This is a genomic window from Epibacterium sp. HA2-3 (genome assembly GCF_055693725.2).
In genome coordinates this window covers 2,937,261-2,952,147 of sequence record NZ_CM172490.1, presented here as the reverse complement: position 1 = coordinate 2,952,147, position 14,887 = coordinate 2,937,261, and the positions used below count along the sequence as shown (strand labels likewise).

Genomic DNA, 14,887 nt, shown 5'->3' with positions numbered 1-14,887 from the left:
AAAGCTCTTTATCCTTCCGTGCGGCCGATGCCGCCCATTTCGCGCAAACCCTGCAATCGCTGGGCTTCCTCTACAACACGTTGGCTGAGTCCACCAGAGGCGAGCGCGGCATGTATGACAGTTTCACGCCCAAAAGCCATCCCAAGCTCGTCTGCCGTCATGCATCCGATGTATTTTCCGCGATGCGGCGTGCTCAGTTTCGACTTTCCTCGCCCGGACCCATCAGAGGCTTGGATCAGAACCCGCGCCTCTTCCTTGTCCAACCAATCCTTGACCTTCTCATAGCCACCCACGGCGTCGCCCGACTTTCGGGCCAGGCTGATCAGGTCGACAGTGCGGCGCAACACTTGGCGCTCAACCTCGTCGGCCAGATCATCCCGAACCGCGACCTGCGCCTTGAAACCGCGGGCAAAGAGTTTCTTCTTTACCGCCTGTTCCAGCGCAGAGCGCGTGGCTGAGATGTAAACACCGCGTCCCGGCAGTTTACCCATCACATCCGGGTAGACCTGATTGTCAGGCCCCAGCACGAAACGGACCAACCCAGCCTTGGGTTGTGTCTCGCCGGTGGCGAGACATTTACGTTCCGGCCCGTCGTTACGGGATTTTTCTGCACCACCACGGGTCATTCACATCTCCTGGGAGTTTGGGAAGCAGGTCAGGCTTCCGCTTCCCCTTCGGCTTCTTCCTCGAGATCATCAGCATCGGATTCAAGTTCTGCCGGGTCGACCCAGCCGAGCATAATCCGCGCCGTCATCACCAGATTTTGCGCCTCTTCAAGGCTCACATCGAAGGGCTCGAGAATCCCTTCATCCTTGACACGCTCGCCGTTGACGGTGGTCCAGCCACCCGCAAGCTCCCAGTCCGCACAGGTTGCGAAGTCTTCAAGCGATTTCACATCATCCTTCGCCAGTGCCTCAACCATCTGGGGTGTCAGGCCGTCAAAGTCAATAAGGCTGTCCTCGACGCCCATGCTGCGGGCGTTGTCGAGCGCGGCCTTGGCCTTGGCTTCGAGATAATCGCGCGCGCGGGCCTGCAGTTCTTCGGCGGTGCCTTCGTCGACGCCATCGATCACCAAGAGTTCGTCGAGTTCGACATAGGCGACCTCTTCGAGGTTGGTGAAGCCTTCAGAAACCAGAAGCTGTGCAAAGAACTCGTCGAGATCGAGCGTTTCCATGAACAGTGCGGTGCGCGCCTCGAATTCCTTCTGACGGCGTGCGGATTCTTCCTCTTCCGTCATGATGTCGATGTCGAGGTTCGTCAGCTGAGACGCCAGACGTACGTTCTGACCGCGGCGGCCAATCGCCAGCGACAGCTGCTCGTCGGGCACAACCACTTCGATCTTGCCGGCTTCTTCGTCCAAGACAACCTTGGAGACCTCTGCGGGCTGCAGCGCGTTCACAAGGAAGGTCGGCTGATCTTCGTTCCAAGGGATGATGTCGATCTTTTCGCCCTGCAGTTCGTTCACGACCGCCTGCACGCGGGAGCCACGCATACCGACACAGGCGCCAACCGGATCGATCGACCCGTCATAGGACACAACAGCGATCTTTGCGCGCGAACCGGGGTCACGGGCCACAGCCTTGATCTCGATGATGCCGTCATAGATTTCAGGCACTTCCATCTTGAAGAGCTCGGCCATGAACTCCGGCGCGGTGCGGCTGAGGAAGATCTGCGGGCCACGGGGTTCGCGGCGTACGTCCTTGATATAGCAGCGAATGCGGTCGTTCGGGCGATAGCTCTCACGGCCGATTTTCTCGTTGCGACGCAGAATGCCTTCGCCAGATCCGATATCGACGATGACGTTGCCGTATTCCTCTCGCTTGACGACGCCATTGATGATGGTGCCGTTGCGATCCTTGAACTCTTCGTACTGACGATCCCGCTCTGCTTCGCGCACTTTCTGCAGGATCACCTGCTTGGCGGATTGTGCCGCGATCCGGCCCATCTCGACCGGGGGAACCTCATCAACGATGGTGTCGCCGACCTTGGGGTCTTCCATATACTGCTTGGCCTGCGCGACGGTCAGCTCGGACTGGTAGTTTTCGAGCTCTTCGTCTTCGACCACGGTGCGCACACGAGTGAAAGTCGCCTTACCGGTCTTGCGGTCAATGGAGACACGAATGTCCATCTCGCTGCCGTAGCGGCTCTTGGCGGCGCGGGCGAGGGATTCTTCCATCGCTTCGACCACCAGACCGGGATCGATCATTTTCTCACGCGCCACGGCCTCGGCGGTTTGCAACAGCTCCAGCTGGTTTGCAGAGGTGATAGCCATTACTTGTTCTCCTCTTCGGACCCTGTGGTCCCTTCTGCGGACCCTTCGGTCTCGATGTCGTCAAAGGCGTCTTCGTTCAGAACACCAGCGGCCTTCCGCTGGCGCAGCATTTCCTTGATCAGGTCATCGGTCAGCACCAGCTTTGCATCGCTCAGCCAGTCGAATTTGAGACCGATGGTCACGGTCTCGCCGTGTTCCTCTATATTGATGAGTACTTCGTCGTTCTCGATGCCTGCCAGCTCGCCCTTAAAGCGGCGACGGCCGTCGATGAGATCCGCGGTCTCCAGCTTGGCCTCGTAGCCTTCGAACATGTCGAAGTCCTTGAGACGCGTCAGCGGCCGGTCAATTCCGGGGCTCGACACCTCAAGCGTGTAGGCGTCAAGGATCGGATCTTCGACGTCGAGTGTGGCGCTCACAGCGTTTGAGATCGCGGCACAATCATCAACCTCGATCCCCCCATCGGGGCGATCTGCCATGATCTGCAGCGTCGTGGTTTTGCCAGACATCAGCCGGATACGGACCAGCTCGTAACCCAGATCCTCGATCACCGGGGTGATGATCTCGGCCAGGCGACGGTCAATCGCAGCTTTGGCAATCAGGTCGTTGGTCATCTGACCTCCAAACACAAAAAAACGGGCCGCGGCCCGTCGAAATCAATCAAAGGTGCCTCAAGACCAGAGCCCGACGCGCCGCTGTTGTGCGAGGATATACGCGCGTGCGCCGCGTTTGGCAAGCCTTTCCTAAATCGGAGCAAAAGCGCCAAGGTTTTGCCGCCGCTTCACAGGGTTGTATGTCAGCACCGGTGTCACGTCGCGCAGCGCAGACGATCAGGCTGGATGCTGTCGAATCACACCATCCACCACCGTTCCGCAATGCGGTGGTCATCGAGGGGCGCGCGCGACGAAATGCGCAACGGCAGGGCCACATGCTCTGCCGCGGCCAGGGCGATCTCCTGATCGGACGGATAGAATTGAAACCGCCCCTGGAGCCCTTCCGCCGTTGGCAAGGCTGCGACGTCCACAAAGCCATCGCGCAGTGCCTCGGCCCGCACTTGCGCATCGGGAATAACGATCAGGTCCAGCGCATCGAGCCAGCCCGCGACCTCATCGCGGTAGTTCCGCGCCACCCGGCGCGCTCGGAAATGACGATCTTCCTGCGCGCGGTCCACCTGATAGAGACCCGTCCCATTCAGATCGCCCAGCACAGCATCAACAGCACCATCCGGCGCAATCACCAAACCAGTATCCGCCAACCGATACGGCAGATGAGGATTGCTCTCCGCTAGATCAATGACGACTGCCCCGTCTGACGAGAGATCGAGATTTTTCACCCCTTCCAGCCGGAGGGCGCCTGACTTCAGATGCGCCTCAAGGGAGGCAATGACATCTGCGCCGGTCATCATTCGTCCGTCGTGAAACGGGATATCTGTACGCAAATTGAGTTTCCAATGCCGCGCCGTCTCATCACTGCGCCATGCGGAGGCAAGCTCCGCACGCAGCACACCATCAGGGGCCACCTCTGTCAGTTGGTCGTAGACGGCCGCGCGCGCAAGCCGCGCCAGAAACGCATCTTCACGCGGGATCGCAATCCGCAGTGTCCCGCCCCGACGCGGCGTCTGCGCAAGCCCCGCGCCGGTTGCTGCCAACAAAGCCGCAGCCGCACCGCTTGCAAACAAAGCACGACGATCCAGGCGCTTCATTGGGTCATTTCCTCTGCCAGCTGATCCATACATCTGACCAAAGCCGCGCTGATTCCCGGCTCCGAAAGCGCGTGCCCCGCGTTTCGCACCATGATCAGATCGGAGTTCGGCCAAGCCTGATGAATGCTGTAGGCCGCTTGCGGCGGGCAAATCATATCATACCGCCCCTGCACGATCACGCCAGGGATGTGGGCAATGCGCCCCATGTTGGCAAGGATCTGTCCATCCATATGCAGGAAGCCACCATTGGAGAAATAATGGTTCTCAAGGCGCGCAAAAGCCCGCGCGTAATCTCCGGGACTCTCACCCGACAAACCGTTGGAATAAACCGACGCCAAGGCATTTTCCCAGGCCGACCAAGCACGACCAAAGCGGATTTCCTCGTCGCGATCACCAGAGAACAGCCGCTTGTGGTAGGCCGCAATCAGATCGTCCTGTTCGTCCTTGGGCACGAGATCGGTGAACTTGGCCCATGTTTCCGGCCAGAATTTCCCTGCACCCCCACCATAGAACCAGTCGAGTTCAGCTTCGGTCATCAAGAACACCCCGCGCAGGATCAACTGCGTTGTGCGCTCAGGATGAGTCTGCGCATAGATCAGCGCCAATGTTGCACCCCAGCTGCCGCCAAACAGCATCCAGGAGTCGATCTCCAAAAGCTCGCGGATCAGTTCCATATCCGCGACCAGATGCCATGTCGTGTTGTCTTCGCAGGACGCATAAGGTCTGGAGCGACCGCACCCACGCTGATCGAACAGAATGATACGATAGACCTTTGGATCAAAATACCGACGCATCGCCGGGCTGGTACCACCACCGGGACCGCCATGGCAGACAATGACCGGCACCCCATCGGGATTTCCGCATTGCTCCATGTAGATCCTGTGACCTTGCCCCACATCCAGCATGCGCTGATCGAAAGGCTCGATCGGCGGATAAAGAAACTGCACTGCGCGCTTTTGATCCGGGTATTTGTCCATTACTGACCTAAGTTGTCCTCTGAACACACAAGAAAACACACGGAGACAGGAATGCAAGCGCAACAGTCCACGGTAGACCCCTCCGAGATCGCGAAGTTCGAGGCGATGGCGGCAGAATGGTGGGATCCAAACGGGAAGTTTAAGCCTCTGCACATGCTAAACCCCTGTCGTCTGGACTATATTACGTCTCAGATTGCAGGTGAATTTGACCGAGACCTGAAAACAGATGCCCCTTTTGCGGGCTTGCGCATTCTCGATATCGGGTGCGGCGGCGGCCTTTTGAGCGAACCCATGGCACGGCTCGGCGCCGAGGTGGTTGGTGCAGACGCAGCGGAAGGCAATCTGCCGGTCGCGCGAATCCATGCCGAGCAATCGGGGCTCGAGATCGACTATCGCCATACCACAGCCGAAGCCATGGCCGAAGCTGGCGAACAGTTCGACGTCGTTCTCAATATGGAAGTGGTGGAGCACGTGGCGGATCCGCTCAGCTATCTGACCGCTACACAGCAGCTCTTGAAATCGGGCGGGCTACAGATCTGCTCGACCATCAATCGAAACCCCAAAAGCTATGCGATGGCGATCTTCGGTGCCGAGGTGGTCATGCGCTGGTTGCCGCGCGGGACGCATGAATGGTCCAAATTCATCACCCCTGATGAACTGTTCGCACTGTTGGAACAGGCCGGCCTCAATCCGGTGGATCGCAAAGGGTTCGTGTTCAATCCGATCCTGTGGAAATGGTCGATCTCCGACCGTGATCTGAGCGTGAACTATGTCACTGCGAGCACAAAATCCTAGGTGAGTCATAAAATCAGCAACGATATATGGTGAAATGGCGCTTCTGTCGCTTGTGCGGAATCGGGCCATATACTTTAGTATAGTTGCGCATCCCATCGCGTCGTTGTGCAGGCTTTGATAGGCGGATAGTGTCGTTAGCATGGCGCTTACTGGTCCGGACACCCAGCTCCACAAGCATATCTGACCGGTGCAGCGCATAAATTGGAGACGCACTCACACCACTCACGGCCCCTCCAGAAAAAAGAGCGTCGGAATTACCCGACGCTCTTTTTGTTTGGTCCGAGTTGTTTGGTCAGCACGTCTTCGCCAGAGGAGAATGTGCGTTTCAGGACGTCACTCTCCGACCTCAAGCTTGCCACGAAACTCGCGCAAGATAGGAAGCGCAGCGCGCACACGGTCTCCGCCCAATTCGCTCACGACTTCGGAAATCATCGGAATGATCGAGGCAAGCGCAGCATCCCGCGCTTTGCGGCCCGCGGGGCTGATGGCCACCATTTTACGGCGCGCATCATCCCAATCCGGGCGCACATGCACATACCCTGCAACTTCGAGCTTGTAGATCGTGTTGGTCATCGCGCCGCGAGTCACGTGAAATGTTTTCGCCAACTGCGCCGGAGAACGCTCAAGCCCCGCGCGTGCCAGATGATTGAGTACAGAAAAATGCGAAAGCTCCATCCCCTTGGGCAGAGCCTTGCTCAGCCGAGCACGGGCCAATTGGTCCGCCATAAGAATTTCGCTGAAGAGCGAAATCGCAAGGGAATGCTTCTCATCCATCAGGGTCCGTCAAACTCCCGGTCGTGCGTCAGAGACGGGACGCGTTTGCGCGCCTTTTTCACCGCTTCGAGATCGAGGTCAACGCAGGTAATTCCTGTTTCGGTGCCAGCATCCGCCAAAATCTCGCCCCAAGGGGCAACGGCAAGCGAATGTCCATAGGTCTGGCGGGCAGCGCCACGACTGGTGGCGTGAACCCCCGTCTGCGCCGCGGCAAGCACGAAACACCCTGTTTCGATCGCCCGCGCCCGTAGGAGGCTGTGCCAATGCGCTGCTCCCGTCACATTACTGAAGGCAGCCGGCGCCGTGATGATCTCTGCCCCGGCTTGCGCAAGACGACGATGCAACGCCGGGAAGCGCACATCGTAACAGATCGTCATACCGATCTTTGCAAATCCAGCGTCCGCAAGCACGGCGCGGGTTCCAGGGCGGTAGCCATCGGATTCGCGATAGGTTTCTTCAGGCGTTACCTCCACATCAAACATGTGAATTTTGTCATAGCGCGCCTTGATCTCGCCATCGGGGGAAATCAGAAACTGCCGGTTGGCAAACCGGCCGTCCGCATCGGTGGTTTTCACCCCAAGAGAGCCGATCGACAACCAAACCCCATGCTGCCGAGCCGCATCTTGCAGACCGGCAAGGGTGGGGTCGTTTTCTTCGGGATGCAAAACAGCCTGTTGCTGTGTCCGGCTGGTCGAGAGGCAATTGGTGACCTCTGGCGTCAACACAAACTGCGCCCCTGCAGCGGCTGCGCGCGCGATCATTTCGCGCGCCGCTGCAAGGTTCTCTTCCGGCAAGTCGGAAGACGTCATCTGTAGGAGCGCAATCCGAACCATCGGATCAGGACGCCAGCAGCGAGTCGAGCTTCCCTGCCCGGTCCAGAGCGTGAAGCTCGTCACAACCGCCCACGTGAATGTCGCCAACAAAGATCTGCGGCACCGTTCGGCCGCCATTGGCGCGCTGGATCATCTCAGACTTGCGGTCAGGATTTGCCAGAACGTCGACCTCGGAAAAGCTCACACCTTTCTGGTTCAAAAGGCGTTTCGCGGCGTGACAAAAACCGCAGAGGGGAGAAGTGTAGATTTCGACCGGTTTCATGTGGGTCTCCATAGGCGTTGCTTGTGGGTTTTGCGCCATGTGGGCACCTTTATCAAGCTTTGCCAGAGTTTTCACGAGGCCGTGACCCGGGCGAGAACAGCGACATTTGTGCTTTTTGCGCCTGCATCCATACAGGCGCGCGCACAAGCCGAAAGCGTCGATCCGCTGGTCATGACATCATCCACGAGCAGCACCCGCCTGCCCTTTAATCGCGACGCCATCCGGGGATTGGGACGTATGGCGTCACTCAGGAGCGCGCGACGCTCCGAGCGCGAGTACCCTTCGAGCATGGGCGTTTTTGCAACCCGGATCAGCGCATCGGGACAACAGTCGCATTCCTCACGTGCCGCGATCGCCTGGGCCAGCAAGGCGGATTGATTGTACCGGCGGTGCAGCAGCCGCGTCCAATGAAGCGGAACCGGCACCAGTAGGGGCTTTGGGCTCAAGAGCACGCGTGCGGCCCGCACCATCCACGCAGACGTTGGGCGCACCAGGTCGGTTCGGTCACCGTGTTTCAGTGCCAGCACCAACCGGCGACCCTGTCCCGTGTAAACCAGAGCCGCCCGCCCCCGGTCCCATTCACCCGGCGCACGCAGGCAAGCGTCGCAATGAACCACCTGTCCGTCATCCTCGCCCGGGAGCGGCGCACCGCACCCTTCGCATACGAGCCCTGAAATAAAGGTCGTGTCACGCCAACACGCGCCACACAGGCCAAAGTCGCTCTCGACCAGCCCGCCGCAGTTCAGGCAGCGTGCAGGGTAGACGAGTGAAACTGCTGTTTGAATCCGTGCCCGCAACGTCATAGGTACACCTCATGACAAAAGAACCGATGGCTCATCCCCAGATCTTTGACCGTGATGCACTTCAACTGCGGCGCGCCCGGCGCAAACCGGAAGCGATGTTCCTGCACGACATGGCGAGAGACGAGATCGAGGATCGGCTCAGCATGGTTAAGAGAGTCTTTACCAAGCCCGCGATTATCGCGCCTTTTGCGGAACCCTGGGAAGATCTGCTGCCCGGCGCCAAAATAGTCGAAGATCATGATGTTCTGGACCTGGAGCCACAGGCGCATGATCTGGTCATTCATGTGATGGCACTGCACTGCGCCAATGATCCCGTCGGACAGCTGATCCAATGTCGCCGCGCCCTGCAGGAAGACGGGCTCCTGCTGGTTGTCACGCTTGGCGGCCAAACCCTGCACGAGTTGCGCAGGGCGCTCGCCGAAGCGGAGACCTATGTGAGTGGGGGCCTTTCCCCGCGGGTGGCCCCGATGGGCGAGATCCGTGATCTCGGTGCCCTGCTGCAACGCGCAGGCTTTGCGCTCCCCGTGGCGGATCTGGTGCCCTTGACGGTGCATTACCGTGATATCACTCATCTGATGCATGACCTGCGCGCCATGGGAGAAACCAACACCATGTCAGACAGGCTTCGCACACCGACGCGCCGGAGCCTCTTTCACCTTGCGGATCACATCTACGCGCAAAATTTTGCCGCTGACGATGGCAAGCGCATGGCGACCTTCGAGCTGGTATGCCTCACCGGATGGTCCCCTGCCGACAGCCAACCGCAACCCCTGCGACCGGGATCTGCAAAAACCCGGCTCGCAGACGCGCTGAAAGTGCCCGAAGTCAAACTGCCAGATAGCGAGCGATAAGCGGAGCCAATAGCCGCAGTGAGGTGATCTAATTGGCCTTTCCGCTCGTAAAGACTTAGACACAGACAGATATTCACTCGATACCACACAGGACACTGCCCATGCTGGATGCGACCTCAACTGCGACCCGCCCTGACAATGCCCCTGCGGATCATCCGCCGGTCAAGGCGGAAAAGGTCGGGATCCTGCTCGCAAATCTCGGCACCCCGGATCACTACAGCTATTGGCCGATGCGGCGCTATCTGAACGAGTTTCTCTCGGACAAACGTGTGATCGACTACCCGTCCTGGAAATGGCAGCCGCTCCTGCAGCTGATCATCCTGACCAAACGCCCCTTTGCCTCTGGCGAAGCGTACAAGTCGATCTGGAACCATGAGCGGGGCGAAAGCCCATTGATGACGATCACCAAGGATCAGACCAACGCCATGGCCAAGGCGATGGAAGAGCTCTATGGCGATCAGGTCATGGTCGATTTCTGCATGCGCTACGGCAATCCCTCCACCAAATCCAAGGTAGAGAAGATGATTGCCGCTGGCTGCCGCAAGATCCTCTTTGTTCCGCTTTATCCGCACTATGCGGGGGCGACCTCTGCAACTGCAAATGATCAGTTCTTCCGTGTGCTGATGGAGCAGCCCTGGCAACCCGCCGTACGTACGATCGAGCCCTACTTCGACCAACCCGAATACATTGATGCGCTCGCCAGATCCGTGGAAGACGCCTATGCCAAACTGGAAAAGACCCCGGATATCCTGGTCTGTTCCTATCATGGCATGCCAAAGCGCTACCTGATGCAGGGCGATCCCTATCACTGCCAGTGCCAAAAGACGACGCGCCTGCTGCGCGAGCGCCTGGGTTGGGACGAATCGAAGATCATGACCACGTTCCAGTCTGTCTTTGGTCCAGAGGAATGGCTGCGCCCCTACACGGTTGAGCATGTCGCCGAACTGGCGAAACAGGGCAAGAAGAACATCGCCGTGATCGCTCCGGCCTTCTCGGCGGATTGCATCGAGACTCTGGAGGAGATCAATGAAGAGATTTTCGAGAGTTTTGAACACGCGGGCGGCGAAGAATTCACCTACATTCCTTGCCTGAACGACAGCGAAGCGCATATTGCCGCGCTTTCAAGCGTGATCCGCAACAACCTCAAAGGATGGCTTGAGGCGTAACCCCCAAGCGACGCCCGACCACAAACCTGTGGACACAAAAAAAGGCGGCTGGGGTTCCAGCCGCCTCTTTTATTCTTTTGGCAACGATTAGTTGCTTGCAGCAGCAGCGGCCACGATGACCAGCAGCAGCAGCGGCAGGAGCATGCCGGAAGAAGAACCGGTTGCTTCTTCGATGATGACCGGTGCTTCAACAATCGGCTCTGCCAGGTTGCCAGCGGATGCGGCGGAAGCGGCAGCGACCAGAGCGGCAGCGATAACGAGTTTCTTCATATTATAACCTCCAGAATACGCGCACAGCACACATATATGATGTGCGCACTCAAGACTTACCTCGTAAGTTTTACTAAGCGGGTTTCCAACCGGATTGCAATTGCTTGTTAATTCTCACTGTTCCAGCTTGCGCTTGTTGTCGTCAAATTAGCAACACCTGCGTGCCCGAACGGGTAAGTTTATAAAGCTCTGCGATATGCTCATTGTAGAGACCGATGCAGCCGTTCGAAGACTTTCGCCCGATCTTGCGCGTGTCGTGGGTGCCGTGGATTCGGTAGTACTGCCAACTGAGGTAGAGCGCGTGTGATCCAAGCGGATTGTCCGGCCCCGGGGGAATGTAGGCGGGCCATTCGGGGTTGCGCTTGCGCATGTTGGGGGTCGGCGCCCAGCTAGGCCCTTCGACCTTGCGCACGACGCGTGTGCGGCCGCGGCGGGTCAGATCATCGCTGAGCGGTACCGAAGAGGGGAAAAGCTTGTAAACGCTCTGGTCCTCGGACCAGAAATGCAGTGCACGGCTGTCGATATCCACAAGGATCGCTCCGCGACGCAGGTTGTCAAAATAGGGCTTCCAGCTTTTGGCGCGGAAAGAGGAAATATTCCGCTTCACATTGGGTTCCGGCTCCGGCGGGGGGCGCAGCGGATCAAATGCCGGCTCTTCTACATCAGGAAGCGACTGGCCAAGCGCAGGAGAGGCCAGAAGCGATGCGGACCCGGCAAGAAACTGCCGGCGCGACGTTAAAAATGGGATTTTACGTGTCATCAGAAGGTACTCTCTGGCTGAGGGGCTCTGGATCTGAGCAGTCTATGGCTGGAATGCCGCAGTCGCAATTCAATCCCCCGAAATCTCGCGAATGTGACCCCGCCGGGTTTGCCTATAAGTCACAGGAAAGTTATGGGACGCTCTCATCGAACACTTTTAGGATTTAGAATGACACGCGTATTCCTGATTCTGGCGACATTGACGAGCTTTGTCCTTGCGGCATGTACGACCGGCAACGATGGCAGTGCAACCGGATCCGGTGTCTACAAGATTCGCAATGAAGAGCGCACGCAGTTTCGTATGCTCGATTCGGTGAACGCACTGCGCGAAGCTGCAGGAAACCCGCCGGTACAACTCGATAGCAAATTGAACGCCGCCGCCGCGACGCATTCGCGAGATATGTCAGTGCAAAACCGCCCTTGGCACTTTGGCTCCGATGGCTCGTCACCGCTCGATCGCGTGGCACGCGTTGGCTATGAGGGCACACTCCTTGGCGAAAACATCTCGGAAACCTACGAGAACGAAGTTCAAACCCTTACCGCTTGGATGGAAGACGGCGGCACTCGCGCCGTGATCATGGATCCCAACGCGCGCAATATGGGGTTCTCTTGGTTCCAAGAGCAAAACGGCAAGATCTGGTGGACCCTGCTGATGGCTCAATAAGCCAGAGCATCAACTCACACCACCAAGGTTCCAAATCCAAAAGGCCGCCTCATTTCGAGAGCGGCCTTTGTGTTTCTTCTGTGAGGTTGAGCCTGTCTAAACCCTGTCAGGCCCGGAGCGTGATCAGGGTCCCATTGTTGACCATCGACCAGATCTCTTCGATCTCATCGTTGGTTACGGCGATGCAACCTGCCGTCCAGTCGCGCACCCGTGCCGCGCGGCGGCGATCTGCGCGGTCATTGGGCTCGCCATGGATGAAAATATCACCGCCGGGGCTGGCGCCCAGAGATCTGGCATGAGCCCGGTCGGCCGAATTGGGATAGGAGATCCCGAGCGACAGGTAGAACTGGCTGCGCGGATTGCGTCGGTCGATGAGGTAAGTTCCTTCTGGCGTGCGCCCATCGCCTTCGACCTGTTTGTGCCCAACCGGTGCGAACCCCAGCCCAACCTTATACTCTGTGAGTACCTTGCTCTCATTCAGCAGGTACATCTTGCGGCTGCCCTTGTTGACTACGATCGAAGTCACCGGTGGGCCGTTATACCGCCGTATTTGGGGGCCGCTCGAACAGCCTGCTGCTCCGAGCGTTGCGAGCATGCCTGCCCCGAATGTGCGCCTGTGCATCGTCTAATCTGTCCACTCGTTTAGTTTTGAGCTCTTGCCTTAATGTTAGAGCAAACTTGGTTAACAAATGATAATCACTTTTGCGTCTTGTCGTCCTGCAACCGGGCAAGACTCGCCTCGATGGCCTCGAGCCGCGACAGGACCTGATCTCGGTAGGCATCGGTGCGCTCGCCCTCTTCTTCGGAATGCGCATCCTGCATCGAGTTCACGATCAAACCCACAAGCAAGTTCACCACCGCAAAGGTCGTGACCATAATGAAGGGCACAAAGAACGCCCAGGCATAGGGGTAGATGTCCATCACCGGGCGCACGATTCCCATCGACCAGCTCTCAAGCGTCATGATCTGGAACAGGGAATAAGCCGAAAGCGCAAGACTGCCGAACCAGTCTGGAAAGCTGTCTCCAAAGAGCTTCGTCGCCATGACGGCACCAATGTAGAAGATGATCGCCATCAGCAGGAACACCGATCCCATACCCGGCAACGCAGTGATGAACCCCTCCACCACGCGGCGCAAACGGGGCGCGACCGAAATCACGCGCAGCACGCGCAGGATACGCAGCGCCCGAAGCACAGAGAACCCTTGCGCGCCCGGCACAAGCGCAACACCGACAATCAGAAAATCAAAGATGTTCCAGCCGCTCAAAAAGAACCTGTGTCGGCGCACCAAAAGCTTGGCAGCGATCTCTGTCACAAAGATGATCAGGCAGACCTTGTCGATCAACAAAACCAGCTGTCCCATGCGCTGCATGATCGTATCGGAGGTCTCCATCCCCAATGTCACCGCGTTGACAAGGATGACCGCGGTGATGAAGCGGCTGAATCCATCGCTGTCCAATACGGATTTCAATCGATCAATCATGTAAACTGCGCTCCTTTTGGTTTGCGGTCAGGTCAGGCTGAATGAGGCTGCCAGCTCCGTATGCGATGACCAACGAAACTGGTCAACAACCTGCACCCAATTCAATTTGTAGCCTGCCGCAACCAGAACTTCGGCATCGCGCGCAAATGTGACCGGATTGCAGGACACATAAGAGATCAGAGGCAGTTTTGCTTTGGCCAGCTGCGCGATCTGAGCTTCTGCGCCTGCGCGGGGCGGGTCGATGACAACCGCATCATAGACCTTTCCAAATTGGCGTAGATCCTCCACCAAAAGCGGATTGCGAAACAGGTCGCGGGTCTCGGTCGTGACTTTCTTAAGACCTTGCGCCTTGCGCCAGCCCAGTTCCAGCGCCTGCATCATCTCGCGCTCACCCTCGACCGCGTGAACCTCGGCGGTTTGCGCCAAGGGGAGCGAGAACGTGCCCGCCCCGGCAAAAAGGTCGACAATACGCCGCGCGTCACCGACGCCTTCGCGTACCGCAGCCACAAGCGCCGATTCACCTTCGGGTGTGGCTTGCAGAAAAGCACCCGGTGGCGGGCAGACGTTCGCACCACCAAAGGCTTGCGTAGGTGACTGCTCCATCGCCAACAGCTCGTCATCCCATGTCAGACGGGCAAGGCTGTGACGGTCCACCGCCTGCGCCATCTGAATGCGAAGGGGACCGTCGAGCGGCTTGCCATTCTTGACCAAAACATCGAGTCCGGCCTGCGATGTTGTGATGGTGACCGACAGCGGCGCCTTGCGGCTTGCACCGATCAGCGCGAGATCTTCGGCCATCGGCAGGGCGGCGATCAGTTCGGGTGCAAGCAGGTGACAGTCGGGGATGGCCGTAATGACGTCCGATGCACGTCCGTGAAACCCTGCCATTGCGCCTTTTTTGGTGCGCTTCACAGTCAGGGTTGCGCGCCGGCGCGAGTGCGTGGGCGAGGTTTGGATCGGGCGAAAATCAGTCTCTAACTTGCGTGAAATCAGCGCATTTCGAACGATCTCCACCTTCCACTGCGCCACAAACTCATCACTCACATGCTGAAGTTGGCAGCCTCCGCAGGATTTGTAATGGCGACACGGGGCCTGGACCCGGTGCTCGGAGGGATCCTCGATCCGAATATCGGTCATGTTCTGCCCCTCAAGAACGCCGGTGACGCGCTCTCCTGGGAGGGTTCGGGGCACATAGATAGGCCCAGGAGCAATTCCGTCGCCCTGGTGTCCCAAACGTTCGATCGTGGCTGTGGTTCTGGCTGCGTCTGTCATGGGTCTGC

At 58.3% G+C, this 14,887-nt stretch carries 18 protein-coding genes; 4 read left to right on the top strand and 14 right to left on the bottom strand.

The window, feature by feature from the left end; genetic code table 11:
* Positions 1–8 precede the first annotated feature (8 nt).
* From ACZ1HH_RS13840 to pip, 5 genes are all read right to left on the bottom strand, one after another.
* Positions 9–626 (bottom strand): RNA-binding protein, encoded by a 618-nt coding sequence (locus ACZ1HH_RS13840; protein WP_416367598.1) that lies wholly within the window; start codon positions 624–626, stop codon positions 9–11.
* Positions 627–655: 29 nt separating this feature from the next.
* The gene (nusA, locus tag ACZ1HH_RS13835) at positions 656–2,272 is read right to left on the bottom strand and encodes a transcription termination factor NusA (protein WP_168610757.1); all 1,617 of its coding nucleotides are present in this window, start codon (positions 2,270–2,272) and stop codon (positions 656–658) included.
* A complete protein-coding gene (gene rimP / locus ACZ1HH_RS13830; protein WP_472636922.1) occupies positions 2,272–2,883 on the bottom strand; it encodes a ribosome maturation factor RimP in 612 nt (203 codons plus the stop codon). The genes nusA and rimP overlap by 1 nt, the downstream gene beginning before the upstream one ends.
* Positions 2,884–3,119: 236 nt before the next feature.
* A complete protein-coding gene (locus ACZ1HH_RS13825; RefSeq protein WP_472636921.1) occupies positions 3,120–3,971 on the bottom strand; it encodes an ABC transporter substrate-binding protein in 852 nt (283 codons plus the stop codon).
* Positions 3,968–4,948, bottom strand: coding sequence for a prolyl aminopeptidase (gene pip / locus ACZ1HH_RS13820; RefSeq protein WP_472636920.1), 981 nt, complete (start codon positions 4,946–4,948; stop codon positions 3,968–3,970). Before pip ends, ACZ1HH_RS13825 begins: the two co-directional genes overlap by 4 nt.
* Before the next feature lie 51 nt (positions 4,949–4,999).
* Here pip and ubiG point away from each other — a divergent pair, with 51 nt between their 5' ends.
* On the top strand, positions 5,000–5,743 hold the full coding sequence (ubiG, locus tag ACZ1HH_RS13815) for a bifunctional 2-polyprenyl-6-hydroxyphenol methylase/3-demethylubiquinol 3-O-methyltransferase UbiG (protein WP_011540219.1): 744 nt from the start codon (positions 5,000–5,002) through the stop codon (positions 5,741–5,743).
* A gap of 333 nt (positions 5,744–6,076) precedes the next feature.
* On the opposite strand, the gene ACZ1HH_RS13810 is transcribed toward ubiG, so the two are convergent.
* From ACZ1HH_RS13810 to ACZ1HH_RS13795, 4 genes are all read right to left on the bottom strand, one after another.
* The gene (locus ACZ1HH_RS13810; RefSeq protein ID WP_416367595.1) at positions 6,077–6,517 is read right to left on the bottom strand and encodes a MarR family winged helix-turn-helix transcriptional regulator; all 441 of its coding nucleotides are present in this window, start codon (positions 6,515–6,517) and stop codon (positions 6,077–6,079) included.
* Positions 6,517–7,350 (bottom strand): carbon-nitrogen hydrolase family protein, encoded by an 834-nt coding sequence (locus ACZ1HH_RS13805; protein WP_472636919.1) that lies wholly within the window; start codon positions 7,348–7,350, stop codon positions 6,517–6,519. The genes ACZ1HH_RS13810 and ACZ1HH_RS13805 overlap by 1 nt, the downstream gene beginning before the upstream one ends.
* A gap of 4 nt (positions 7,351–7,354) precedes the next feature.
* Positions 7,355–7,612, bottom strand: coding sequence for a glutaredoxin 3 (grxC, locus tag ACZ1HH_RS13800; RefSeq protein ID WP_011540216.1), 258 nt, complete (start codon positions 7,610–7,612; stop codon positions 7,355–7,357).
* A gap of 71 nt (positions 7,613–7,683) precedes the next feature.
* Positions 7,684–8,415 (bottom strand): double zinc ribbon domain-containing protein, encoded by a 732-nt coding sequence (locus ACZ1HH_RS13795; RefSeq protein WP_472636918.1) that lies wholly within the window; start codon positions 8,413–8,415, stop codon positions 7,684–7,686.
* An 11-nt stretch (positions 8,416–8,426) separates the two neighbouring features.
* Here ACZ1HH_RS13795 and ACZ1HH_RS13790 point away from each other — a divergent pair, with 11 nt between their 5' ends.
* A complete protein-coding gene (locus ACZ1HH_RS13790; protein ID WP_472636917.1) occupies positions 8,427–9,266 on the top strand; it encodes a class I SAM-dependent methyltransferase in 840 nt (279 codons plus the stop codon).
* 101 nt (positions 9,267–9,367) lie between these two features.
* The gene (hemH, locus tag ACZ1HH_RS13785) at positions 9,368–10,432 is read left to right on the top strand and encodes a ferrochelatase (RefSeq protein ID WP_472636916.1); all 1,065 of its coding nucleotides are present in this window, start codon (positions 9,368–9,370) and stop codon (positions 10,430–10,432) included.
* A gap of 87 nt (positions 10,433–10,519) precedes the next feature.
* On the opposite strand, the gene ACZ1HH_RS13780 is transcribed toward hemH, so the two are convergent.
* Both ACZ1HH_RS13780 and ACZ1HH_RS13775 read right to left on the bottom strand, forming a co-directional pair.
* Positions 10,520–10,702 (bottom strand): hypothetical protein, encoded by a 183-nt coding sequence (locus ACZ1HH_RS13780; protein WP_011540212.1) that lies wholly within the window; start codon positions 10,700–10,702, stop codon positions 10,520–10,522.
* 142 nt (positions 10,703–10,844) lie between these two features.
* Entirely contained in the window at positions 10,845–11,462 is a 618-nt protein-coding gene (locus ACZ1HH_RS13775; protein WP_011540211.1) for a L,D-transpeptidase, read from the bottom strand.
* Positions 11,463–11,630: 168 nt separating this feature from the next.
* Between ACZ1HH_RS13775 and dalA the strand changes: the two genes are divergently transcribed.
* Positions 11,631–12,125 (top strand): divisome-associated lipoprotein DalA, encoded by a 495-nt coding sequence (dalA, locus tag ACZ1HH_RS13770; RefSeq protein ID WP_044026955.1) that lies wholly within the window; start codon positions 11,631–11,633, stop codon positions 12,123–12,125.
* Positions 12,126–12,231: 106 nt separating this feature from the next.
* Here dalA and ACZ1HH_RS13765 read toward each other — a convergent pair whose 3' ends face one another.
* The 3 genes from ACZ1HH_RS13765 to ACZ1HH_RS13755 form a co-directional block, all read right to left on the bottom strand.
* Positions 12,232–12,747, bottom strand: coding sequence for a L,D-transpeptidase family protein (locus tag ACZ1HH_RS13765; protein WP_044026953.1), 516 nt, complete (start codon positions 12,745–12,747; stop codon positions 12,232–12,234).
* A 74-nt stretch (positions 12,748–12,821) separates the two neighbouring features.
* Complete coding sequence (locus tag ACZ1HH_RS13760) at positions 12,822–13,607, bottom strand: ion transporter (RefSeq protein ID WP_011540208.1); 786 nt, start codon at positions 13,605–13,607, stop codon at positions 12,822–12,824.
* A 27-nt stretch (positions 13,608–13,634) separates the two neighbouring features.
* Positions 13,635–14,879 (bottom strand): class I SAM-dependent RNA methyltransferase, encoded by a 1,245-nt coding sequence (locus tag ACZ1HH_RS13755; protein WP_472636915.1) that lies wholly within the window; start codon positions 14,877–14,879, stop codon positions 13,635–13,637.
* Positions 14,880–14,887: the final 8 nt, after the last annotated feature.

Bases quoted from the DNA above. Each gene is read 5' to 3' on its own strand.
- ACZ1HH_RS13840 (WP_416367598.1), bottom strand. From the start codon at position 626: ATGACCCGTGGTGGTGCAGAAAAATCCCGTAACGACGGGCCGGAACGT.
- nusA (WP_168610757.1), bottom strand. From the start codon at position 2,272: ATGGCTATCACCTCTGCAAACCAGCTGGAGCTGTTGCAAACCGCCGAG.
- rimP (WP_472636922.1), bottom strand. From the start codon at position 2,883: ATGACCAACGACCTGATTGCCAAAGCTGCGATTGACCGTCGCCTGGCC.
- ACZ1HH_RS13825 (WP_472636921.1), bottom strand. From the start codon at position 3,971: ATGAAGCGCCTGGATCGTCGTGCTTTGTTTGCAAGCGGTGCGGCTGCG.
- pip (WP_472636920.1), bottom strand. From the start codon at position 4,948: ATGGACAAATACCCGGATCAAAAGCGCGCAGTGCAGTTTCTTTATCCG.
- ubiG (WP_011540219.1), top strand. From the start codon at position 5,000: ATGCAAGCGCAACAGTCCACGGTAGACCCCTCCGAGATCGCGAAGTTC.
- ACZ1HH_RS13810 (WP_416367595.1), bottom strand. From the start codon at position 6,517: ATGGATGAGAAGCATTCCCTTGCGATTTCGCTCTTCAGCGAAATTCTT.
- ACZ1HH_RS13805 (WP_472636919.1), bottom strand. From the start codon at position 7,350: ATGGTTCGGATTGCGCTCCTACAGATGACGTCTTCCGACTTGCCGGAA.
- grxC (WP_011540216.1), bottom strand. From the start codon at position 7,612: ATGAAACCGGTCGAAATCTACACTTCTCCCCTCTGCGGTTTTTGTCAC.
- ACZ1HH_RS13795 (WP_472636918.1), bottom strand. From the start codon at position 8,415: ATGACGTTGCGGGCACGGATTCAAACAGCAGTTTCACTCGTCTACCCT.
- ACZ1HH_RS13790 (WP_472636917.1), top strand. From the start codon at position 8,427: ATGACAAAAGAACCGATGGCTCATCCCCAGATCTTTGACCGTGATGCA.
- hemH (WP_472636916.1), top strand. From the start codon at position 9,368: ATGCTGGATGCGACCTCAACTGCGACCCGCCCTGACAATGCCCCTGCG.
- ACZ1HH_RS13780 (WP_011540212.1), bottom strand. From the start codon at position 10,702: ATGAAGAAACTCGTTATCGCTGCCGCTCTGGTCGCTGCCGCTTCCGCC.
- ACZ1HH_RS13775 (WP_011540211.1), bottom strand. From the start codon at position 11,462: ATGACACGTAAAATCCCATTTTTAACGTCGCGCCGGCAGTTTCTTGCC.
- dalA (WP_044026955.1), top strand. From the start codon at position 11,631: ATGACACGCGTATTCCTGATTCTGGCGACATTGACGAGCTTTGTCCTT.
- ACZ1HH_RS13765 (WP_044026953.1), bottom strand. From the start codon at position 12,747: ATGCACAGGCGCACATTCGGGGCAGGCATGCTCGCAACGCTCGGAGCA.
- ACZ1HH_RS13760 (WP_011540208.1), bottom strand. From the start codon at position 13,607: ATGATTGATCGATTGAAATCCGTATTGGACAGCGATGGATTCAGCCGC.
- ACZ1HH_RS13755 (WP_472636915.1), bottom strand. From the start codon at position 14,879: ATGACAGACGCAGCCAGAACCACAGCCACGATCGAACGTTTGGGACAC.